The following is a 20,896-nucleotide window of genomic DNA, read 5'->3' on the forward strand; positions in this document are numbered from 1 at the left end:
GCGAACCGCCGCGCTCCCGGAGACCTTGCTTGCGACTTGACCGGAAGATCCTCGACAGCGCGCTGCTGAGCCGCGGCCTGTCGCACCTCCTCGCCCGGTACGCGCTGACGGTGTTCCGTACCGCCCGGCTGACGATCGTGCCGCCCGATGCCTTCGAGGTGGCGCGGGCCGAGGCGCCTGTTATCTTCACCTTCTGGCACGGCCTCGCCATGATGTCGCCGGTCGCCGTGCCGCGCGACCTGCCGATCGTGCCGATGATCGCCCGCAACGCGGCGGCCGGCGTTGTGGCCGGCGCCGTCGGTACGCAGGGCATCCGCAGCATTCGCGCCTCCGGCGCCCAGAATACCCGCTCCACCCGCAAGAAGGGTGGCGCCGCCGGCTTCCGGCAGGCGCTGCGCGAGCTTGCCGCCGGCAATTCGGTGCTGATGACCGCCGACGTGCCCAAGGTGGCGCAGATATCGGGCAAGGGCGTCGTCCAGCTCGCCCGGCTGTCCGGCCGGCCGATCATCCCGATCGCCTACGTGTCGCGCTACGGCCTGCGCTTCAACAACTGGGACCGCATGGTGGTCGACCTGCCCTTCTCGCCGGTCACCCTCCGACACGGCGCGCCGATCCGCGTGCCGGCCGACGCCGACGACGAGACGGTCGAAAGGCTGAGGCTTGAGCTTACCGGGGAGCTTGATCGGATCACCCAAGACGCCTACCAACGCACGGGAATCGCCGACAAGTTCCGCCCAGGCCCCTATACGCCGGATCCATCCGCCGATGGCTGATCTCGGAGACGCGCTGCTCTCGATGTGGACCGCCCTGACCCGGCTCGCCGGGCCGCTCGGCATGGCCATCGTCGGCGTGCGTCGGCGCCGCGGCAAGGAGGATCCGGCTCGCTCCTCCGAGCGGCTCGGCCGCCCCTCTGCCGACCGGCCGGAGGGGCCGCTCGTCTGGGTGCATGCGGTCAGCGTCGGCGAGGCGATGGCGGCGATGCCGGTGATCGACCGGCTGATCGCCGGCGGCACCGGCGTGCTGGTCACCACCGTCACCACCACCTCGGCGGCGCTGGTCGGCCATCGCCTGCGGCCGGGGCTGATCCACCAGTTCGCGCCGCTCGACCTCGCCGGCCCGGTCGACCGCTTCCTCGGCCACTGGCGGCCCGACCTCGCCCTGTTCGTCGAGAGCGAGATCTGGCCGGTGTCGATCGCCCGGCTCGCCGACCATGGCATTCCCCTGGTGATCGCCAACGCCCGGCTGTCGCCGCGCTCCTTCCGCGGCTGGAAGCGGGTGGTGCCGGCGGCGCGGGCGGTGTTCCGGCGCATGTCGCTGGTGCTCGCCCAGACCGACGACGACGCGGCACGCTTCTCCCGCCTCGGCGCGCCAGACGTGGCGACCTTCGGCAACATCAAGTTCGACGCCGGCCTGCCGGACGCCGGCGCCACCGACCTCGCGGCGCTCGAAGCCGGCATCGGCGGCCGGCCGCTGCTGCTTGCCGCCTCCACCCATCCCGGCGAGGACGAGGTGGTGCTCTCCGCCTTCCTGAAGCTCCGGGAGAAGCGACCCGAGGCGCTGCTCGCCATCGTGCCGCGCCATCCGGTGCGCGGCGCCGACGTCGCGCTGCTCTCCGAGGCGGCCGGCCTTGCGACGCGGCGGCGCGGTGCCGGCGAACTGCCCGACGCCGATACCCTCGTCTACGTCGCCGACACGCTCGGCGAGCTTGGCGCCTTCTTCCGCCTGTCGACCGTGGTGCTGATGGGCGGGACCTTCCTTCCCGGCATCGGCGGCCACAACCTGATCGAGCCGGCCCGGCTCGGCGCGGCGGTGGTGAGCGGCCCGCATTTCTCCAACTGGCTCGACATCTACGCCGCCTTTGCCGATGCCGGCGGCCTTGCCATCGTCCGGACGCCGGAAGAGTTGAGCGAGGCAGTGCTCGCCCTTCTCGACGATCCTGCCCGCCGGGCCGCCCAGGCGGCGGCGGCGACGCGGGTGGTGGCCGGTTCGGCCGGCGCCGTCAGCCGTACCATCAAGGCGATCGCGCCGCTGATCGGCGGCGCGCCGGGCGGCAAGCGATGCTGACTCCGACCTTCTGGTGGAAACGCAAGGGCCTCACCGCCCTGCTGCTCTGGCCGATCGGTCTCCTCTACGGCGCCATCACGGCGCGCCGCATGAGCCGGCCGGGCGGCGCCGAGCCACCGCTGCCGCTCGTCTGCGTCGGCAATTTCGTGGCCGGCGGCGCCGGCAAGACGCCGACCGCCATCGCGCTTGCCCATTCGGCCCGGTCGGTCGGGCTCGACCCGTGCTTCCTGACGCGCGGCCACGGCGGCCGCCTCAAGGGGCCGCTCCTGGTCGACATCGACCGCCACACCGCCGGCGACGTCGGCGACGAGGCGCTGCTGCTCGCCCGCGTGGCGCCGACCGTGGTGTCGCGCCGCCGTCCCGCCGCCTTCCGGCTGCTCAGGGCGACCGGCACCGACCTCTGCATCATGGACGATGGTTTCCAGAACCCGTCGGTGAAGAAGACTTTCAGCTTCGTGGTGGTGGACGGCGCCGTCGGCGTCGGCAACGGCCTCGCCATGCCGGCCGGGCCGCTCAGGGCGCCGCTCAAGCGGCAGATGTTCTCCACCGACGCGGTGATCGTCTACGGCGGCGGCGAGCCCGGCCAGCGGATCGTCCGCAAGGCGGCCCGCGCCGGCAAGCCGGTGTTTCGCGCCGACCTCGTCGCCAACGCGCCGCCGGCCGCGCCGCACCGCCGGCTCTATGCCTTCGCCGGCATCGGCCGGCCGGAGAAATTCTTCCGCTCCCTGGAGGACGAGGGCTATCGGCTTGCCGTCCGGCGCGCCTTCCCCGATCATCATCCCTACAGCCTTGCCGAGATGACGCATATCCTCGACGACGCCGACACGCTCGACGCCGTGCCGGTCACCACCGAGAAGGACGCCGTGCGGCTGCCGCCCGGCATCGCCGGCAGCAACTGGTCGCGCGATCGCGTCGCGGTGTTCGGCGTGCATGCGCGCCTCGCCGAGGAGCGGGCCGTCGGCGCGCTGCTCCTCGACATCCGCCGGCGCTGGATGGCGCGGCATTTCAGCTGAAGGAAGACCCGCTCAGCGGGCGCCGGTGTGACGGCGATAGGCGGTGAGCGCCGCCTCGGCGTCGATATAGGGCTCCTGATGCTCGGCGGACCAGTATTTCAGATCCTGCAGCAGGATCGGCCGGCCGGTGATCGCGCAGCGGACGTAATTGCCGTTGCGGAGGATCTGATAGTCGCCGTCGAGGTAGCGGATCTGCGCCTCGCCGCCGCCGAAGGGGGGGTCCATGCTGTTCAACATGAGAGGTGAATACCCTCCGTCCGTCCCGCGCGCAAGGGGATCATGCCCTCGCGGCAAGGCGGTCGATCGACCGGCGGGCCAGCCAGAGGGCCGGCAGGCCGAACAGCGCGGCGCCGATGCTCCACCAGAGGATGACGGCGTCGGCGCTCTCCTGCCAGACGCCGAGCCAGCAGAAGGGCAGCGTGCCGATCGTCGCCCGTCCCCAGTTGAAAATCGTCGAGTGCGAGGCGAAGCCAAGGTTGTTGAAGGCGGCATTGGCGACGAACAGCGCACCGGTGAAGATGAAGGTCGGCGCCGCCCACAGGCAGTAGAAGGCGATCATTTCCGCCACCCGGCCGTTGGCGTGGAAGGCCCAGTTGATGGCGTCGGTGCCGAGGAACAGCAAGAGCCAGATGACGGCGACGTAGATCGCCGTGAACAGGGTGCTGTCGGCCAGCGTCTTGCGGACGCGGTCGAAGCGGCGGGCGCCGACGTTCTGGCCGAAGATGGCGCCGACCGAGCCGGTCAGCGCGAAGATGCCGGCAAAGCACAGCGGATAGATGCGGCCGATGATCGACCAGCCGGCCACGGCCTCGGTGCCGAAACGAGCGACGTAGGCGGTGACCAGCATGTTGCTGACCGGCGTCGCCAGATTGGTCAGGATGGCCGGGAAGGCGATGGCAAGGATCGGCCCGACGTCGCGGCGCACGCCCTCGACGGTCGGCTTGGCCAGCGCGCTGAGGCGCGGCACCAGGCCGTACCAGCCGACGGCCAGCGCCACGAAGCGCACCAGCACCGTGACGATGGCGGCGCCGGTGACGCCGAGATCGAGGCCGAAGATGAAGATCGGGTCGAGGAGAGCGGTGGCGGCGGCGCCGGCGAGGTTGATCCAGAGGGTCATGCGCGGCGCGCCGAAGGCCATCAGCGCGCCGCCCATCGCCATGGAAAGCGCCAGAAGCGGCATGCCGAACATGGCGATCAGCAGGAAATGACGCGTCACCTCCAGCTCGCGCCCCTCGGCGCCGAGCAGCCTCAGACAAGGGTCGAGCACGGCGAGGAGCGCCAGCGCCATGGCTGACGTGGCGATGAAGGAAACGATCAGGCCCGAGGTGGCGACGCGACGGGCGGCGGCCCGGTTGCCGGCGCCGATATGGCGAGCGGTCAGCGCCGTCACGCCGATCGAGAAGCCGATGCCGACCGACACGACGACGAACAGCACGGCGCCGGCATAGCCCATGGCCGCCGTCAGCGCCTCGTCGCCGAGCATGGATATGTAGAGGAGGTTGACAAGGTCGACGGAGAAGATGGCCATCAGCCCCAGCGAGCCGAGAGCGGTCAGCGCCACCACATGGCGGAACACCGGCCCCTGCACATAGGCCGCGTCGGCGGGCAAATAGGCCTCGGTCGTCATGCAATTCCCCTGGGGCGTTTCCGGCGACATCTGGTTCACCGGAATTGCTCTATCTTATTGTTTCAATGCAATTCCGAACGCAAAGCCGGTTCCGGCCTTTGCGGGACCGGCGGCGCGCCTTCACTTCAGGAGGTCGTCCGTAGCATCCTGAAGATCCTGAATTTGGCAGCTGTCCTCGCCGGTGATGCCGGTGCAGACCTCGACCGAGCCGCGATGGATCATGTCGACGGCGACGAACAGGATCACCGCGAGGCCGATCCAGGCGATCCAGCGGAAGCGGTGCAGCAGGCGGGCGATCAGCGTGGCGGCGGCGCCCATCAGGCCGACCGACAGCAAGAGGCCGATCACCAGCACGCCGACGTGGTCGCGCGCCGCGCCGGCCACCGCCAGCACGTTGTCGAGCGACATCGAGACGTCGGCGACGATGATCTGGGTCAGCGCCTGGCGGAAGGTCTTGCCGGTCGCCGGCGGCGTCACGTCGCAGGCCGCCGCGTCGAGCGCCTGCTCGGCCGCCTCGACGCCGCGCGCCTCCTCGTGGCGGCTCGACCGGATCTCGCGGAACATCTTCCAGCAGACCCAGAGCAGCAGCACGCCGCCGGCCAGCGTCAGGCCGACGACGGCCAGCAGATGCGTGGTGATGATGGCGAACAGGATGCGCAGGGCGACGGCGCCGCCGATGCCCCAGAAGATCACCTTGCGGCGGATGGAGGGATCGACGCCGGCCGCCGCCATGCCGACGACGATGGCGTTGTCACCGGCCAGCACCACGTCGATGAACACGACCTGGGCCAGGGCGGCAAGTTCGACCGACAGGAAATCCATTGAGAACACGGCGTCCGTCCCACCCCTGTTCGGCGAGACGCCGAGACCGGCCGGACAGGTTTCCGACCGCCGGTGAGGTAGGATGCCCGGACGGAAATTTCAATGCCCGCGCCGGCGTTTCAGCCGGCCATCGTCATTTCTGCCGAGATCAGACCGGCATCGACCAGCTCAGCCTCCAGCGCCTCGGGTGTGGTGAAGACGGCGGCGCGGAGACCGGCGGCGCGGGCGCCCTCGACATTCTCCGGCAGGTCGTCGATGAAAAAGGTCTCCTCGGGCGTGAAGCCGAGTTGCCCGAGCGCCCGGCGGAACACCTCCGGGTCGGGCTTCAAGGTCGCGAAGGACGAGGACACCAGGAAGCGGTCGCCGACGAGGCGCGCCAGCTCCGGCGCCAGCGTTTCCCGGTAGAGGTGGACGAGCGGACCGTTGTTGGTGAGCACGGCGACCGTCAGCCCCGCGGCAATCAGCCGCTCGATCAGGGCGAGCGTGCCGGGGATGAGGCGCATGCCGCGCCGCCGCGCCTCCACCCAGTCCGCCACCGACAGGGAACAGCCGAGACGGTCGCACCAGGAGCCGATGTACAGCTCCGGCGTCGGAAAGGCGCCGCCGTCGGCGGCCGCCTCCAGACCCTCGCCCCAGACGCGGTCGTTGATGAAGGCGGGATCGAGGCCGGTGACGGCGGCGAGATGGGCAATGCGGTCGGCACGCCTGTAGACGTAGACCACGTCGTCCATGTCGAACAGCACGAGACGGATCGGAGCTGCCATGGATCAGGTCGCCGTGCCGCCGACGGTGACCGCGTCGATCCGCAGCGACGGCTGGCCGACGCCGACCGGCACGCTCTGGCCGGCCTTGCCGCACATGCCGATGCCGCGGTCGATTTCGAGGTCGTTGCCGATCATCGAGACGCGCTTCATCGCCTCCGGGCCGTTGCCGATCAGCATGGCGCCCTTGATCGGCTCGCCGACCTTGCCGTCGCGGACGCGATAGGCCTCGGTGCAGTCGAACACGAACTTGCCCGACGTGATGTCCACCTGGCCGCCGGAGAAGGAGACGGCGTAGATGCCGTCCTTCACCGAGGCGATGATCTCCTCGCGGCTCTTGTCGCCGGCGAGCATGTAGGTGTTGGTCATGCGCGGCATCGGCACGTGGGCGTAGGACTGGCGGCGGCCGTTGCCGGTCGACTGCGCCCCCATCAGGCGGGCGTTCTGGCGGTCCTGCATGTAGCCGACAAGGCGGCCGTCCTCGATCAGCACCGTCTGGCGGCCGGGCGTGCCCTCGTCGTCGATGGTGATCGAGCCGCGGGCGTCGGCAATCGTGCCGTCGTCGACGATGGTCACGCCCTTCGACGCCACCTGCTCGCCCATCAGGCCGGCGAAGGCCGAGGTCTTCTTGCGGTTGAAGTCGCCTTCGAGGCCGTGGCCGACCGCCTCGTGCAGCAGCACGCCGGTCCAGCCGGGGCCGAGCACGACGTCGAAGGTGCCGGCCGGCGCCGGCCTGGCGTCGAGGTTGACCAGCGCCTGCCGGAGCGCCTCGTCGACGGCGTGCTGCCAGCGCTCGGGGGTGATGAAGCCATCGAGGGCGAGGCGGCCGCCCTCGCCGTAGGAGCCGCTTTCCTGCCGGTCGCCCTCGCCGGCGATCAGCGACACGTTGACGCGCACCAGCGGCCGCACGTCGCGCAGGCGGATGCCGTCGGCGCGGATGATCTCGACGATCTTGTGGCTGGTGGTGATCGACGCCGTCACCTGCCGCACGCGCGGATCGCGGGCGCGCGCCCAGGCGTCGATCTCGGAGAGCAGCGTCACCTTGTCGGAGAAGGCCGGGGTGAGCAGCGGGTCGACGTCGCCGTAGAAGCGGCGGTTGGTGGCCTGCGGCGGGGCGGCGGCAACGCCGGAATGGCCCGAGGCCACCGCCTTCACCGCGTCGGCGGCGCGGCGCAGCGCCTGTTCGGAGAGGTCGTCGGCGTGGGCGTAGCCGACCGCCTCGCCGGCCACCGCCCGGAGGCCGAAGCCCTGGTTGACGTCGTAGGTGGCGGTCTTCAGGCGGCCGTTGTCGAAGGTCAGCGCCTCGCCCTGCGACCGCTCCAGATACAGTTCGCCGTCGTCGGCGCCGGCCAGCGCGTCGGCGACGAGGCGCCGCGTCGCCTCGGGATCGAGACCGGCTAGGGCGAGAAGGTCGTGGGTTTCGGTCATCGGCGGCAGCGTCCCGTCAAAAGGAGGGTCCACCCCTCCATAAAAGCAAACGCCCGGCGGTTCCAGCCTTGGCGGAACCCCGGACGCGCAAGATGTCGTGTTTCCGGCGCCGCCGCGCAAGGGCGGCCGCTCACGGCAGGGCGTCGAAGCCTTCCTTGAAGCCCTTCAGCGAGATCGGGATGCCGATGCCGTCCTCGGGCGAATCGTAGATGATGAACAGCGCCTTGCCGCCGGTCTCCAGCTGCTTGACCAGGTCGTCCTGGAGGATCACCTCGGCATAGCAGCCGCGCGCCCGGCAGCGGACGAAGCCGACGCGGCCGATGTCCTTGTCGTCGATCCTGAGGCCGAGGCCGGCCATCAGGTAGACGCCGAGCGGCGCGAGGACGCGCATGATCTTCGCCTTCTTGTCGACCGTCTTCACGATCAGCACGGAGAGGCCGATGTTGTCGCGATCCTCGGCGGTGACGTTCTGCACCATGGCGCACTGCTTGTCGCGGGCGCCGACCGGCTGGTCGCAGCGGATCTGCCAGTCGCCGTGCACGGACTCGACCTTGCCGTCGACGAACTCCTGCGCCGAGGCCATCGACAGCGTCGCCGGCAGCGAGCCGAGGGCGATGACGAGGGAAAGGCAGGCGGAAAGAACGGTCCTCGTGGATGCCATGATCATTTCGTCAACGTTCCTAGCCCCGGAGTCCGGCGGCGAATCGCCGGTTGGTCCTTATTCCCACACTTGGCGCGGCGCGAAAAGGGAGGGGGTCAAGCGTTCGGAGCCCCCTCCGCCGCCTCGCCGGCCACCGGCGCGCCAGCGCCGGGCACCCGCTCGGGCACTCTCAGCACCGCCTCGGTGACGGCGACCGGCGCCACCTTGGCCACCGCCTTCTTGGCCTTCTCCATCAGCTTGCGCACCTCGTCGGGGTTCATCGGCGAGCCGAACAGATAGCCTTCGAGATAGTCGGCGCCGAGGCCGGTGATCTCGTCGAGGTCGGCGGTGCGGTCGACGCCCTCGACCACCAGCTCCAGTTCCAGGTCGTGGGCGAGCGTGGCGATGGTCTTCAGGAGCGCCTGCCGGTTGCGACCGGAACTCCTCAGGACGTTCTGATCGACCTTCAGCGTGCCGGGCGGCAGCCGCTGCAGGTAGCTCAGCGAGGAGAAGCCCATGCCGAACTCGTCGACGGCGAAGCCGGCGCCCAGTTCCTTCAGCTTCAGGAGCATCTGCATGGAGAATTCCGGGCTCTCCATCAAGAGGCTCTCGGAGAATTCCAGATGCAGCACGTCGCGCGGCAGACCGCTGCGCGACAGCACGGCCTTGACGTCGTTCAGCAGCTCGTGCCGCAACAATTGGCGATTGGAGAGGTTGACCGACATGGTCAGCGTATTGCCGAACGGCATGTGGTCGCGCCAGTCGGCGAGCTGCCGGGCCGCCCTGTCGAGCAGGAACATGCCGAGTTGCACCACCAGACCCGAGCGGACGGCGATCGGCATGAATTCGGCCGGCGGGATCGAGCCCTTGCGCGGATGGTTCCAGCGCAGCAGCGCCTCGAAGCCGGAGAGCGACCGGTCGTCGGCCCGGATCACCGGCTGGTAGAGCACGGTCAGTTCGCCCTTGTCGATGGCGCCGCGCAGATCGTGCTCCAGCGAGGTCAGGTCGGCCGACATGATGCGCAGCGCCGGGCGGAAGGTCTCGATGCGGTCGCCGCCCAGCTTCTTGGCGAAGGCCAGGGCGATCTCGGCGTCCTGGATCAGCGTCCGCGCCTCCTTGTCGTCGGTATCGGGCACGGCGATGCCGATCGAGGCGGTGAGGAACACCTCCTTCTCGCCGACGACGATCGGCGCCCGCACCGCCCGCTTGACGGTGTCGGCGAAGGCGGCGAGCCGATCCGATGCCTGCTCGGACACCAGGACGATGCCGAAGCGGTCGCCGTCGAGGCGCGACAGCGTGTCGAGCGGCTTGACGAGACGGCCGAGCCGGCGGGCGAGCGTCAAGAGGATGGTGTCGCCGATGGACAGGCCGAGCGTCTCGTTGACCTGGCGGAAGCGGTCGAGATCGATCAGGAACACCGCCGGCCGCCGCTGGCTGTCGACCTTGGCGCGGGCGAGGTCGGCGGCGAGGCGATCGACGTAGAGTTCGCGGTTCGGCAGCGAGGTGAGGTTGTCGTGGATGGCGTCGGTGAGCAGCCGCTCCTGCGCCAGCTTCATGTCGGTGATGTCGAGCAGCGTGCCGACGCAGCGGATGACCTCGCCGTCCGAGCCGAGGATGGGGCGGGCCCTGAGGCGGAACCACTGGTAATGGCCGTCCTGGGCGCGCATGCGGAAGGTCTGGCTGAGGCGGCCCTTGCGCGTCTCGACCACGGCGTCGAGCGTCGCCTTGAAGCGCTCGCGGTCCTGCGGGTGCAGGTAGTCGAGCCAGTCGCGGGCCGGGCCTTCGAGGCGGCCGCGCTTCAGGCCGAGGCTTTCCTCGGCCTCGGCCGAGGTGACGATCTGGTCGGACAGCACGTCCCAGTCCCAGATCATGTCGCCGGAGCCGGTCAGCGCCAGCGCCTTGCGCTCGCTGTCGTCGACCTGCCCCTGCGTGATGGCGCCGCCGGCGAAGGCATGCTGCATGACGGTGAAGCCCAGGAGCAGCACCACCAGCACCAGGCCGCCGGCCAGCGCCGGCTGGGCGAGGTCGCTGACCAGACGCCCGGAGACGGCGAGGCCGGTGCCGGCCAGCCAGGCGAGGAACACCAGCCAGGTGGGCACCAGCATGATCGCCCGGTCGTAGCCGCGCAGCGCCAGCGCGACGATCAGCACGAAGCCGATGCCGCCGAGGGCGGCCAGCGCCATGCGGGCGAAGCCGGCGGTGATCGAGGGATCGTAGAGGGCGAGCGCGAACAGGCCGATCAGCGCCAGGAGCGTGATCAGCATGACGTGGCTGTAGCGCACGTGCCAGCGGTTGAGGTTGAGATAGGCGTAGAGGAAGATCACCATGGTGACGGCGATCATCACCTCCGAGCCGGCGCGGTAGAGCTGGTCCGTCCCCGAGCCGACGGCGAACACCTTGTTCCAGAAGCCGAAATCGATGCAGAGGTAAGCGAGCACCGCCCAGGCGAGCGCTGCCGTCGCCGGGAACATCATCGAGCCCTTGACGACGAACAGGATGGTGAGGAACAGCGCCAGAAGACCGGAGATGCCGAGCACGATGCCGCGGTAGAGCGTGTAGGCGTTGACGCTGTCCTTGTAGGCGTTGGGCTCCCAGAGGCCGATCTGCGGCAGGTCGCGCGTCCGGAGTTCGACGACGAAGGTCACCACCGTGCCGGGGTCGAGCGTCACCAGGAAGACGTCGGAATCCTGGCTGGTCTGGCGTTCGGGGGCGAAGCCGGAGCTTGGGGTGATCGCCGCGATGCGCGAGGCGCCGAGGTCGGGCCACATGACGCGCGAGCCGACCAGATGGAAATGCGGGGCGACGATCAGCCGGTCGAGCTGCACATCCGACTGGTTGGACAGCGAGAACACCACCCACGACGGATTGGGGTCGATGCCCTTGGCGCGCACCTCGATGCGGCGGACGACGCCATCGGGGCCAGGTGCCGTCGACACCTGGATCGAGTTGCCGGCGTCGCGCCGGTATTCGACGGCGTGCGTCAGGTCGAGCGCCTTGACGTCGGGCTCGACGAGGATCGGCTCGGCGGCGAACGCGGCGTGGGGGGCGAAGCCGGCGGCGAGCACCAGCAGGAACAGGGCGGCGACGGCGCGGACGAAGGCCAAGGACACTCTCCAGCCCGACGGGCGAACAGTTCGGTTATCGTTGGCCGCGCCCTGGCGCGGCGGCTCTGAGGTTCTGGGCGGCGCTCGACCCGCCGGCCGTCCTTTGCGCCCTTCCGGAGACGCGCCGGACAGATATAGCCGAGGATGGCGGCCGTGCAAACCGCCCGCCGTCGCGGCTTCAGCCGCCCTCCTCCTCGGCGGTGCGGGAGAGCAGAACGTGATCCTGCCAGCGGCCGTCGATCAGGAGATAGCGCCGCGCGTAGCCTTCGCGGACGAATCCGGCTTTTTCGAGAAGACCGAGCGAGCGCTCGTTGCCGGGGATGCAGGCGGCCTCCACCCGGTGCAGCCTGAGTTCTCCGAAAGCGAAGTCGAGCGTGAGGTCCACCGCCCGCCGCATGTAGCCGCGGCCGGCGTGGCGCACGCTCATCCAGTAGCCGAGGCTGGCGCTCTGGGCGACGCCGCGGCGGATGTTGGACAGCGTGACGCCGCCGAGCAGCGCCTCGTCGTCGCGACGGAAGATCAGGAAGGCGAAGCCGCTCTGTTCGGCCGCGTCGCGCTGCACGCGGCGGACGCGGCGCTTGAAGGCGGCACGCGTCAGGTCGTCGGCCGACCAGGTGGGCTCCCAGGGACGCAGGAAGGCGCGACTCTCCGAACGCTCGCTCACCCAGGCGCCGTAATCGGAGACGGCCGGCAGACGCAGACAGAGAACGGCGTCGGCCAGCACCGGAAAGGTTCCCGACGCGACGACGCCGAAAAAAGTCATGCTGCGCTTGCCTTGGCCGACTGGCCGCCGCTGGCGATGGCCGCCACCGAGGGCACCTTGTCGATCGGGCCGATGGCGGCCAGCGTCGGATTGGGCGCGGCGGCCATCTTTTCGAGGAACTCGCAGACCTTCTGCGGCGTCACCGCGTTGATGCGGCTGACCAGTTCGTCGAGCGGCAGCGTGCGGCCGTGGAACATGATGTGGCGGGCGATCTGGCCGGCCCGCGCCACCGGGCTTTCGAGCGCCATCAGCAGGCCGGCGCGCAACTGCGACTGGGCGCGCTTCACCTCGATCTCGGTGACGCCGGAGGCGGCGCGGCCGATCTCGCCCATGGTCTCCTCGACCACGGCGCCGGCGTCGCGCTCGCCGGTGGCGGCGGAGATGCCGAAAATGCCGGCGTCCTCGAAGCCCCAGTGGAAGGCGTAGATGGAATAGCAGAGGCCGCGCTTCTCGCGGATCTCCTGGAACAGCCGCGACGACATGCCGCCGCCGAGGATCGACGAGGCGATCTGGGCGGTGATGTAGTCGTCGTCGCCATAGGCGATGCCGGGGAAGCCGAGCACCACCTGCGCCTCCATCAGGTCGCGCTCCTCGCGCGCCTCGCCGCCGACGTAGACGGCCCGCTCGGGCACGATCGACTCGGCCTCGCCGAAATGCTGGAACTTCTTGCGCGCCATGCGCACCAGTTCGCGGTGGCCGAGCTTGCCGGCGGCGGCGATCACCGTGCGGCCGCCGGTGTAGTGGCGATTGAGGTAGCCGCGCAGGGCGTCGTCGGAAAAGCTCTTCACCGTCTCGATCGAACCGAGGATCGGCCGGCCGATCGCCTGGCCCGGAAAGGCGGCCTGCTGGAACATGTCGAAGACGAAGTCTTCCGGCGCGTCGAGAGCGGCGCCGATCTCCTGGCCGATGACGTGCTTCTCGCGGTCGAGTTCATCGGGCTCGAACTGCGAGTTCTGAAGGATGTCGGAGAGGATGTCGAGGGCGAGCGGCACGTCGCCGGCCAACACGCGGGCGTAGTAGCTGGTGCTCTCGATCGAGGTGGCGGCGTTGACCTCGCCGCCGACGTTCTCGATCTCCTCGGCGATGTCCTTGGCCGACCGCTTCTTGGTGCCCTTGAAGGCCATGTGTTCGAGAAGGTGGGAGATGCCGTTCTCGTCCGCCGCCTCCGAGCGCGATCCCGCCGCCACCCAGACGCCGAGCGCCGCCGACGCCAGATGCGGCATCGAGTGCGTGACGACGGTGATGCCGTTGTCCAATCTGGTTACTTCGACGGCCATCCGACCTCTTCCTCCCTGGTGCACGCCCGGCCCACATGGAAACCGCGAGCCGCGGGACCGTGCACAATCCCTTGAATCCCTGGCATTTTCCGTCGGTCAGACGCCGTCTTCCGATCGGGACATGCTCCGGAGGGTCAGCTTTTCTAGCAAAATCTGCATGGAACAGCACCCCGCTCAAGTCAAAGTTTCGTGCCCCTCATACCTTTTGCCGCCGCACCACCTCCCCCGCGGCGCGGCGGGCCGTCACGCCGGAACGCGCGCCCGCTCGCGGATGAAGGCCTCGACGGCGCCGAGATCGTTCGGCAGCACGGTGAGGCGCTCGGGCCGCGTCATCAGGTCGCCCAGCCAGGCGGGCAGCGCCGGCCGCTCGCCGCTCGCCGCTTCCACCGCGTCGGGGAACTTGGCCGGATGGGCGGTGGCGAGCGTCACCATCGGCACCGGAGCGGCGATGCGGGGCTCGGCCACAACGACGCCGTTGCCGCCGTGGGTGTCGATCAGATAGCCGGCCTCGGCGCGCAGGCGGCGGATCAGCACCGCCGTCGCCTCGACCGACGCCCGGCCGGCGGCGAAATCGGCGCGGATGGCGGCGAGCGCCGCCTCGGGCAGCGCGAAGCCGCCCGACTGGCTCAGCGTCTGCATCAGGCGCGTTACCGTCGCGGCGTCGCGGCCGGTCGTCTCGAACACCAGGCGCTCGAAATTGGAGGACACCTCGATGTCCATCGACGGCGAGGTGGACGGCACGACGCCGGTCACCGCGTAGCGGCCGGTTTCCAGCGTGCGGGCGAGGATGTCGTTGACGTTGGTGGCGATCACCAGCCTGTCGACGGGGAGGCCCATCTTCTTCGCGGCGTAGCCGGCGAAGATGTCGCCGAAGTTGCCGGTCGGCACGGTGAAGGATACCGGCCGGTGGGGCGCGCCGAGCGCCACCGCGGCGACGAAATAGTACACCACCTGGGCGGCGATGCGGCCCCAGTTGATCGAGTTGACGCCGGAGAGGCTGAGCGTGTCGCGGAAGGCGAAGTGGTTGAACATGCCCTTCACCAGGCCCTGCGCGTCGTCGAAGGTGCCTTCGAGGGCGATGCAGTGGACGTTGGCGTCGGGGACCGTGGTCATCTGCCGCCGCTGCACGTCGGAGACGCGGCCGTTCGGGAACAGAATGAAGATGTCGGTGTTGTCGCGGCCGCGGAAGGCTTCGATGGCGGCGCCGCCGGTGTCGCCGGAAGTGGCGCCGACAATGGTGGCGCGGGCGCCGCGCTGGCCGAGCACATGGTCCATCAGCCGGGCGAGCAACTGCATCGCCACGTCCTTGAAGGCCAGCGTCGGGCCGTGGAACAGTTCAAGGAGGAAATGGCCGGGGGCGATCTGGACCAGCGGCGTCACCGCCGGATGGCGGAACGGGCCGGCATAGGCGGCGTCGATCATCGCCCGGAGGTCGGCGTCGGCGATGTCGCCATCGACGAAGCGCGAGATCACCTCGAAGGCGACGTCCGTGTACGGCTTGCCGGCGAAGGAGGCGATGGTCGCTGCGTCAAACGTCGGCCAGGTCTCCGGCACGTAGAGGCCGCCGTCGCGGGCGAGGCCGGCGAGGACGGCGTCCGAGAAGCCGAGGACGGGGGCGTTGCCGCGGGTGCTGACATATTTCACGGGCGTCTTCCTGCTCCTGACGTCGATCCCGGCAATGCTCTAGCCGCCGCAAGGCGGGGCCGCAAGCACGGCGGCGGCCGGAAAAGACCGTTTTTTCACCGGCCAGCCTCGCACCGCTGTCGCCAAGATGCCATATCGATCTGGCATGCCCTGTCGATGTCGAACCCGCCGAGCCCCGCCGCCATGACCGATCCCGCCGTCTCCACCGCCCCCCGCCTCGGTCTCGCGCTTGGCGGTGGCGGCGCACGCGGCCTTGCCCACGTCCACGTGCTCACCGCTCTCGACGACCTCGGCATCCGGCCGGCGGCAATCACCGGCTGCTCGATCGGCGCGCTGATCGGCGCGGCGGCGGCGGCCGGCCTTTCCGGCGCCGAGATCGGCGACGAGGTGCTCGCCGCCCTCGGCCGGCCGGCCGACGTCTGGGGCAAGATCTGGAAGCTCCGGCCACGCAACCTCGCGGAAATCGCCGGCGGCCTGCCGCTGTTCGACCCGGAGGCGGTGATCACCGAGTTCCTGCCGGCCAGCGTACCCGAGGATTTCTCCGGCCTCGTCATTCCCTTTTCCGTCGTCGCCGCCGATTTCTACGGCACCGCCGAGGTGGAGATCGCCGCCGGCCCGGTGCGGCGGGCGGTGGCCGCCTCGATCGCCCTGCCCGCCCTGTTCCGGCCAGTGGAGGAGGGCGGACTGACGCTGATCGATGGCGGCGTGGTCAATCCCCTGCCCTTCGACCGGTTGCCGGACGGCCTCGACCTCGTCGTCGCCATCGACGTGGTGGGCACGCCGGTGCGGCCGGACAAGCGGCGCCTGCCGAGCGCCCGGGAGGCGATCTTCGGGGCGAGCCAGATCCTGATGCAGGCGCTGATCGCCGAGAAGCTGAAGTCGCGGCGGCCCGACATCCTGATCCGCCCGCCGGTCGACGGCTTCGCGGCGCTCGACTTCGTCAAAGCGCGCGACATCCTCGCCGCCACCGCCGGCCTGCGCGAGGAGGTGAAGGCCGCCGTCGGCCGGCGCCTCGAAGCGGCGGCTTGAGTTCAGCGGCGATCGACGAAGAAATCCCTGAGTATCTGCCCCGCCTCGCCCTCGCCGATGCCGGAATAGACCTCGGGCGCGTGATGGCAGCCGGGGGACGAGAAGAAGCGGACGTTGTGCTCCACCGCGCCGCCCTTCTCGTCGGCGGCGCCGTAATAGAGGCGCCTCAGCCGCGCGAACGAGATGGCGCCGGCGCACATGGCGCAGGGCTCCAGGCTGACGTAGAGGTCGCAGCCGACCAGCCGCTCCGAGCCGATCGCCGCGGCGGCGGCGCGGATCGCCAGCATCTCGGCGTGGGCGGTCGGGTCTTTCAGTTCCAGCGTGCGGTTGCCGGCGGCGGCGAGAACCACACCGTCGCGCACCACCACGGCGCCGACCGGCACCTCGCCGCGGGCGGCGGCGGCGCGCGCCTCGTCGATCGCCCTGTCCATGAAGCCGGGCATTGCCAGTCCCTTCCGTCGATGCAAAAGCCGGCGCTCTATAACCCGGCCGTTCTCTCCACCATAGAAGCACGCGGCAATGGCTGCACGCCGCTTGTTTTTCCTGCTAAGAGCGTCGGCATGATGAAGACTCCTACCCCCGCCGCCAAGGCGAAGAAGACGCCGGCCAAGGCCGACGACAGCGCCGACCGCATCGCCAAGGTGATCGCCCGCGCCGGCCTCTGTTCGCGCCGCGAGGCGGAAAGCTGGATCGCCGCCGGCCGCGTCAAGCTGAACGGCCGTCTGCTTGACACGCCGGCGGTCACCGTCAGGCCCGGCGACAAGGTCGAGGTGGACGGCCAGCCGCTGCCCGAACGCGATCGCACCCGCCTCTGGCTGTTCCACAAGCCGCGCGGCACCGTCACCACCACCCACGATCCCGAGGGCCGGCCGACGGTGTTCTCGATCCTGCCGGACGACCTGCCGCGCGTCATGACCGTCGGCCGGCTCGACATCAACACCGAGGGCCTCTTGCTCCTCACCAACGACGGCGGCCTCGCCCGCGTGCTGGAGCTGCCGGCCACCGGCTGGCTGCGCCGCTACCGGGTGCGCGCCCACGGCGAGGTCGACCAGGCGCGGCTCGACGCCCTGAAGGACGGCATCGCCATCGACGGCATCCTCTACGGCTCGGTGGAGGCGACGATCGACCGCAAGCAGGGCGACAACGTCTGGCTGACCGTCGGCCTGCGCGAGGGCAAGAACCGCGAGGTGAAGACCATCCTCGCCCATCTCGGCCTCGACGTGAACCGGCTGATCCGTGTTTCCTTCGGCCCGTTCCAGCTCGGCGAGCTGAAGGACGGCACCGTCGAGGAGGTGCCGCGCCGCGTGCTGCGCGCCCAGCTCGGCGATCGCCTGGCCGGCGAGGCCGGCGCCGACTTCGAGCTGCGCGAGGACGACCGGGCGCCGATCCAGACGGTGCTCGCCAGGAGCGGCAAGCCGGCGCCGAATTCCGGCGACAAGCCGCCGGTGCGCCCCAGGTCCGTGTCGGCGGCGGCCAACCGCAAGCGCCGCGAGGCCGACCTGGAGGCTCTGCCGCCGCGCAAGCCGGCCGGCAAGGCGCCCGTTCGCATTGCCAAGGCGGAGAAGCCGGCCGGCAAGCTGCCCGTCCGCGTCGCCAAGGCCGAGAAGCCGGCCGGCAAGGCACCCGTCCGCATTGCCAAGGCCGAGAAGCCGCCACGCGCCACGCTGACGCTGAAGACCGAGGCCGCCAGCGAGCCGCGCTCCGGCGGCCGCCTAAGCCGCCGCACTAAAGCGGAGGCGCCGCGCGCCTACAAGTCCGGCAAGGCGTTCGAGGTCGACCGCAAGCCGCGCGTCAAGGATGACGAGCCGGTGCGCGTGCGCGGCGAGGGGCCGCAGCGCGGCATCGTGCCGAAGGGCAGTCGCATCCAGGACGGCAGCACGCCGGCCGCGCCCAAGGGCAAGGGCGGCAAGGGCGCAAGGGACGGCGGCCGCGGCGGGCCGGGCAAGCCGAGGGGACGCGATGCGGATCGTCGCCGGTAAGCATCGCGGCACGGCGCTGGCGCCGCCGCCGGCCGGCAGCCTCGCCATCCGCCCCACCTCCGACCGGCTGCGCGAGAGCGTGTTCAACATCCTCGAACACGGCTACGACGGCGTGTTCGACGGTGCACGCGTCATGGACGTGTTCGCCGGCACCGGCGCCCTCGGCTTCGAGGCGATGAGCCGGGGGGCGAAGACCTGCCTGTTCGTCGAGGAGGCGGCCGAGGCGCGCGGCCTGATCCGCCGCAACCAGGAAACGCTCGGGCTGATGGGACAGACGCGCATCTTCCGCCGCGACGCCACCACCATGGGATCGATCGGCCCGGCCGAGCCCTATACGCTCGCCTTCCTTGATCCGCCCTACGGCAAGGGCCTCGCCGAAAAGGCGCTCGCCTCGATGATGTCAGGCGGCTGGCTGGCGCCGGGCGCCCTCGTGGTGATCGAAGAGGCCGCCAAGGCCGAGGTGGCGTTGCCGGACGGACTGGAGGCGCTCGACCGCCGCCTCTATGGCGAGACGCAGGTGATCTTCGCCCGCCTGAGCTGATCGACACCGCTCAGCCGAGCCCGGCCGCCAGCACCGCCACCTCGCCGGGATCGCCGGCTCGGCGCGGGAAGGCCAGCCGCCGCACCGGCTCGCCTTCGACGTCGACGCCGTCGGGATCGACCGCCACCAGCCTGAGGCCGGACGCGCTGCCGTTGAGGGCGTCCAGCAGCGATGGCCCGGCCGCCGCGAAGGCGTTGGCGACGGCCGGCGGCACCAGGATGTCGTCCGCCGCGAGGCGGGCGATGCGCCCAAAGCCGGCAACGAGGTGGGCACCCTCCACCGCCATGCGATAAAGGGAGAAGTCGCCGAAGCCGGCATAGCCCGCCGCCTTGGGGTGGCGCGCCAGGAAGCGGGCGAGCAGACGGTCGTGGCCGGGTTCGTCGCGGCCGACGCGCCGGAGGCGGCCGACGACGGTGGCGCGGGCGCCGGTCAGCGGATCGTCGCCCTCGCCGGCCGGGGCCTGCATCAGGAGCGAGGCGCGGTCGTCGCGGCCGAGATTGCGGCTGTGGGCGGCAAGGCCGGACAACAGGACGATCGGCGCGCCGTCCTCGGCGGTCGCCACCGTCACGAAGCTGACGAACGGCCCGCCGTCGGCCGAGAGCGTGCCGAGCGCGGCGGTCGACGCCGACCGGACGATCCGGCGCGCCAGATCCACGGCATCGAATTCGTCTTCGGCCATTGCAACCTCGTATCTTGGGGGTTTGCCTCGGGGGCTCGGGGCCAGTATAGCACCCGTTCGGCGCGCCGACACCGCCCGACTTCCGCCCGATCCCCCGTCTCCTGCCAGCAACGGCTCGCTTCTCTCATCATGACCGACGCTCCCCTCACCTTCGGCGGCCATGCGCTCGCGACCCTTCGCCTCGGCCTGCCGATCGCCCTGTCGCGCGCCGGGCTGATCGGCCTGTTCGCCGTCGACACGGTGGCGGTCGGCCAGCGCGGCGGGCTGGAACTCGCCGCTCTCGGCGTCGGCACGGCGCCGATGTCGACGCTGATGCTGGTCTGCCTCGGCGCGTTGCAGGCGACCATGGTGCTGTCGGCGCGGGCGATCGGCGAGGGCGATCCGCGCTCCGTCGGCCCGATCTTCCGCGCCGCCGTGGTCAATGCCGTGGCGCTCGGCCTCCTTGCCGGCCTGCTGTCGCTGTTCGCCGAACCCTTCTTCCTGATGACCGGACAGGCGCCGGACGTGGCGGCGCTGGCCGGCAAGGTGGCGCTGCAATTTGCCTGGGGCCTGCCGGCCTTCCTGCTGTTTCTCGCCGTCAACATGACGCTGGAGACCATCGGCCGGCCGCGCGTCGGCGTGGCGATCATGGCGGCGGCCAATGTCGCCAACATCCTGTTCGACGGCGTGTTCGTGCTCGGCTGGGGCGGCCTCGTCGAGGCGGGCGGCGCCGAGGTGGCGGTGGCGACCACCTCGATTGTACGGCTCGGCATGGCCGTCGCCGCCGTCGTCGTGCTCGACCGTACCGCCGTCCGCGACGGCGACCCCTACGGCTTCCGCGCCGCCGGCCGCGACTGGCTGCAAGCGGCCGCGACGCTCGGCGGCGGCTGGGGCGGCGATCTCCGCCGCCTCGGCCTGCCGATGGGGCTCGGCCAGGGCGTCGAGAGCGCCGCCTTCTCGGCCATGGTGCTGATCGCCGGCGTGATGGGCTCGGAGGTGGTGGCCGCCCATCAGGCGACCATGACGGTGATGTCGCTGATCTACATGAACGCCGTCGGACTCGGCGCCGCCGCCTCGATCCGGGTCGGCGCCGCCATGGGGCGCGGCGCCACCGCCGAGGCGCGGCGGGCCGGCTTTGCGGCGATCGCCGCCGGCGGCCTTCTGTCGGGCAGTTGCGGTCTGCTGGTGCTCGCCCTGCACGGGCCGCTCGCCGACGCGATGATCGGCGATCCCGTGGCCGCCGCCATCGCCCGGCAGACGCTGTTGATGGCCGGCGTGCTCGTCGCCTTCGACACCATGATGGGCACTGCCATGGGGGCGCTGCGCGGCCTCAGCGACGTCTGGATGCCGCTCTGGATGCAGTCGGCCGCCTTCTGGTTCGTGTCGGTGCCGCTCGCCCTCTTCCTCGGCCTCCACCTCGGTTTCGGCGCGGCGGGCCTCTACTGGGGCCTCGGCGCCGGCATCCTCACCTCGTTCGCGCTTCTGGCGCCGCGCTTCGCACGGGTGACCAAGCGGGCGAAAAAGCGAGGGAATCCTTGAACTTTCT

The 20,896-nt window shown here is 70.6% G+C and carries 19 protein-coding genes; 7 read left to right on the forward strand and 12 right to left on the reverse strand.

Annotated features, from left to right (window positions below; translation table 11 throughout):
• Positions 1-29 precede the first annotated feature (29 nt).
• Genes H512_RS22230 through lpxK form a run of 3 tightly spaced genes read left to right on the forward strand, consistent with a single transcriptional unit; the run spans position 30 to position 3,077 of the window.
• Positions 30-773 carry a lysophospholipid acyltransferase family protein gene (locus tag H512_RS22230; RefSeq protein WP_053239499.1) on the forward strand — a complete coding sequence of 248 codons (744 nt, stop codon included), beginning with the start codon at positions 30-32 and terminating at the stop codon, positions 771-773.
• Positions 766-2,064, forward strand: coding sequence for a 3-deoxy-D-manno-octulosonic acid transferase (locus tag H512_RS0102165; protein WP_026782127.1), 1,299 nt, complete (start codon positions 766-768; stop codon positions 2,062-2,064). The genes H512_RS22230 and H512_RS0102165 overlap by 8 nt, the downstream gene beginning before the upstream one ends.
• On the forward strand, positions 2,058-3,077 hold the full coding sequence (lpxK, locus tag H512_RS22235; protein ID WP_053239500.1) for a tetraacyldisaccharide 4'-kinase: 1,020 nt from the start codon (positions 2,058-2,060) through the stop codon (positions 3,075-3,077). Before H512_RS0102165 ends, lpxK begins: the two co-directional genes overlap by 7 nt.
• A 12-nt stretch (positions 3,078-3,089) precedes the next feature.
• On the opposite strand, the gene H512_RS0102175 is transcribed toward lpxK, so the two are convergent.
• The 10 genes from H512_RS0102175 to thrC all read right to left on the reverse strand — a co-directional run bounded on the left by H512_RS0102175 (position 3,090) and on the right by thrC (position 15,143).
• On the reverse strand, positions 3,090-3,314 hold the full coding sequence (locus tag H512_RS0102175) for a DUF2093 domain-containing protein (RefSeq protein ID WP_053239501.1): 225 nt from the start codon (positions 3,312-3,314) through the stop codon (positions 3,090-3,092).
• A gap of 40 nt (positions 3,315-3,354) precedes the next feature.
• A complete protein-coding gene (locus H512_RS22240; RefSeq protein ID WP_036789706.1) occupies positions 3,355-4,704 on the reverse strand; it encodes an MATE family efflux transporter in 1,350 nt (449 codons plus the stop codon).
• Between the two features lie 120 nt (positions 4,705-4,824).
• On the reverse strand, positions 4,825-5,526 hold the full coding sequence (locus H512_RS22245; RefSeq protein WP_084798262.1) for a TerC family protein: 702 nt from the start codon (positions 5,524-5,526) through the stop codon (positions 4,825-4,827).
• Positions 5,527-5,645: 119 nt separating this feature from the next.
• Entirely contained in the window at positions 5,646-6,290 is a 645-nt protein-coding gene (locus tag H512_RS0102190) for an HAD family hydrolase (protein ID WP_026782129.1), read from the reverse strand.
• 3 nt (positions 6,291-6,293) lie between these two features.
• A complete protein-coding gene (tldD, locus tag H512_RS0102195; RefSeq protein ID WP_026782130.1) occupies positions 6,294-7,715 on the reverse strand; it encodes a metalloprotease TldD in 1,422 nt (473 codons plus the stop codon).
• Between the two features lie 130 nt (positions 7,716-7,845).
• On the reverse strand, positions 7,846-8,376 hold the full coding sequence (locus tag H512_RS0102200) for an invasion associated locus B family protein (RefSeq protein ID WP_026782131.1): 531 nt from the start codon (positions 8,374-8,376) through the stop codon (positions 7,846-7,848).
• 95 nt (positions 8,377-8,471) lie between these two features.
• Positions 8,472-11,465, reverse strand: a complete 2,994-nt coding sequence (locus H512_RS22250) for an EAL domain-containing protein (RefSeq protein ID WP_084798264.1) — start codon at positions 11,463-11,465, stop codon at positions 8,472-8,474.
• A 172-nt stretch (positions 11,466-11,637) separates the two neighbouring features.
• Entirely contained in the window at positions 11,638-12,222 is a 585-nt protein-coding gene (locus tag H512_RS22255; RefSeq protein ID WP_036789709.1) for a GNAT family N-acetyltransferase, read from the reverse strand.
• Positions 12,219-13,499: a M16 family metallopeptidase gene (locus H512_RS0102215; protein ID WP_026782132.1), complete on the reverse strand. Its 1,281-nt coding sequence runs from the start codon at positions 13,497-13,499 to the stop codon at positions 12,219-12,221. The genes H512_RS22255 and H512_RS0102215 overlap by 4 nt, the downstream gene beginning before the upstream one ends.
• A 243-nt stretch (positions 13,500-13,742) precedes the next feature.
• The gene (gene thrC, locus H512_RS0102220) at positions 13,743-15,143 is read right to left on the reverse strand and encodes a threonine synthase (protein WP_026782133.1); all 1,401 of its coding nucleotides are present in this window, start codon (positions 15,141-15,143) and stop codon (positions 13,743-13,745) included.
• A gap of 183 nt (positions 15,144-15,326) precedes the next feature.
• On the opposite strand from thrC, the gene H512_RS0102225 reads away from it, so the two are divergent.
• Positions 15,327-16,172 (forward strand): patatin-like phospholipase family protein, encoded by an 846-nt coding sequence (locus tag H512_RS0102225; RefSeq protein WP_026782134.1) that lies wholly within the window; start codon positions 15,327-15,329, stop codon positions 16,170-16,172.
• 2 nt (positions 16,173-16,174) lie between these two features.
• On the opposite strand, the gene H512_RS0102230 is transcribed toward H512_RS0102225, so the two are convergent.
• Positions 16,175-16,615 (reverse strand): nucleoside deaminase, encoded by a 441-nt coding sequence (locus H512_RS0102230; protein WP_026782135.1) that lies wholly within the window; start codon positions 16,613-16,615, stop codon positions 16,175-16,177.
• 117 nt (positions 16,616-16,732) lie between these two features.
• Between H512_RS0102230 and H512_RS27800 the strand changes: the two genes are divergently transcribed.
• A complete protein-coding gene (locus H512_RS27800; RefSeq protein WP_156899313.1) occupies positions 16,733-18,151 on the forward strand; it encodes a pseudouridine synthase in 1,419 nt (472 codons plus the stop codon).
• The gene (rsmD, locus tag H512_RS0102240; RefSeq protein ID WP_026782136.1) at positions 18,132-18,692 is read left to right on the forward strand and encodes a 16S rRNA (guanine(966)-N(2))-methyltransferase RsmD; all 561 of its coding nucleotides are present in this window, start codon (positions 18,132-18,134) and stop codon (positions 18,690-18,692) included. Before H512_RS27800 ends, rsmD begins: the two co-directional genes overlap by 20 nt.
• A 10-nt stretch (positions 18,693-18,702) precedes the next feature.
• On the opposite strand, the gene H512_RS0102245 is transcribed toward rsmD, so the two are convergent.
• Complete coding sequence (locus H512_RS0102245; RefSeq protein ID WP_026782137.1) at positions 18,703-19,371, reverse strand: HugZ family pyridoxamine 5'-phosphate oxidase; 669 nt, start codon at positions 19,369-19,371, stop codon at positions 18,703-18,705.
• Positions 19,372-19,500: 129 nt separating this feature from the next.
• On the opposite strand from H512_RS0102245, the gene H512_RS0102250 reads away from it, so the two are divergent.
• Complete coding sequence (locus H512_RS0102250) at positions 19,501-20,889, forward strand: MATE family efflux transporter (protein ID WP_026782138.1); 1,389 nt, start codon at positions 19,501-19,503, stop codon at positions 20,887-20,889.
• The last annotated feature ends 7 nt before the right edge of the window (positions 20,890-20,896 follow it).

Origin of the sequence: Pleomorphomonas koreensis DSM 23070 (assembly GCF_000425185.1) — a bacterium.
Taxonomy (GTDB): domain Bacteria; phylum Pseudomonadota; class Alphaproteobacteria; order Rhizobiales; family Pleomorphomonadaceae; genus Pleomorphomonas; species Pleomorphomonas koreensis.

What these genes read in the sequence shown, in the direction of transcription:
- H512_RS0102245 (WP_026782137.1), bottom strand. Translation starts at nt 19,371, where the DNA reads ATGGCCGAAGACGAATTCGATGCCGTGGATCTGGCGCGCCGGATCGTC.
- H512_RS0102230 (WP_026782135.1), bottom strand. Translation starts at nt 16,615, where the DNA reads ATGCCCGGCTTCATGGACAGGGCGATCGACGAGGCGCGCGCCGCCGCC.
- H512_RS0102225 (WP_026782134.1), top strand. Translation starts at nt 15,327, where the DNA reads ATGACCGATCCCGCCGTCTCCACCGCCCCCCGCCTCGGTCTCGCGCTT.
- H512_RS22240 (WP_036789706.1), bottom strand. Translation starts at nt 4,704, where the DNA reads ATGACGACCGAGGCCTATTTGCCCGCCGACGCGGCCTATGTGCAGGGG.
- H512_RS0102165 (WP_026782127.1), top strand. Translation starts at nt 766, where the DNA reads ATGGCTGATCTCGGAGACGCGCTGCTCTCGATGTGGACCGCCCTGACC.
- H512_RS0102250 (WP_026782138.1), top strand. Translation starts at nt 19,501, where the DNA reads ATGACCGACGCTCCCCTCACCTTCGGCGGCCATGCGCTCGCGACCCTT.
- H512_RS22255 (WP_036789709.1), bottom strand. Translation starts at nt 12,222, where the DNA reads ATGACTTTTTTCGGCGTCGTCGCGTCGGGAACCTTTCCGGTGCTGGCC.
- H512_RS0102200 (WP_026782131.1), bottom strand. Translation starts at nt 8,376, where the DNA reads ATGGCATCCACGAGGACCGTTCTTTCCGCCTGCCTTTCCCTCGTCATC.
- H512_RS0102175 (WP_053239501.1), bottom strand. Translation starts at nt 3,314, where the DNA reads ATGTTGAACAGCATGGACCCCCCCTTCGGCGGCGGCGAGGCGCAGATC.
- H512_RS22245 (WP_084798262.1), bottom strand. Translation starts at nt 5,526, where the DNA reads ATGGATTTCCTGTCGGTCGAACTTGCCGCCCTGGCCCAGGTCGTGTTC.
- H512_RS27800 (WP_156899313.1), top strand. Translation starts at nt 16,733, where the DNA reads ATGATGAAGACTCCTACCCCCGCCGCCAAGGCGAAGAAGACGCCGGCC.
- rsmD (WP_026782136.1), top strand. Translation starts at nt 18,132, where the DNA reads ATGCGGATCGTCGCCGGTAAGCATCGCGGCACGGCGCTGGCGCCGCCG.
- H512_RS0102215 (WP_026782132.1), bottom strand. Translation starts at nt 13,499, where the DNA reads ATGGCCGTCGAAGTAACCAGATTGGACAACGGCATCACCGTCGTCACG.
- lpxK (WP_053239500.1), top strand. Translation starts at nt 2,058, where the DNA reads ATGCTGACTCCGACCTTCTGGTGGAAACGCAAGGGCCTCACCGCCCTG.
- tldD (WP_026782130.1), bottom strand. Translation starts at nt 7,715, where the DNA reads ATGACCGAAACCCACGACCTTCTCGCCCTAGCCGGTCTCGATCCCGAG.
- H512_RS0102190 (WP_026782129.1), bottom strand. Translation starts at nt 6,290, where the DNA reads ATGGCAGCTCCGATCCGTCTCGTGCTGTTCGACATGGACGACGTGGTC.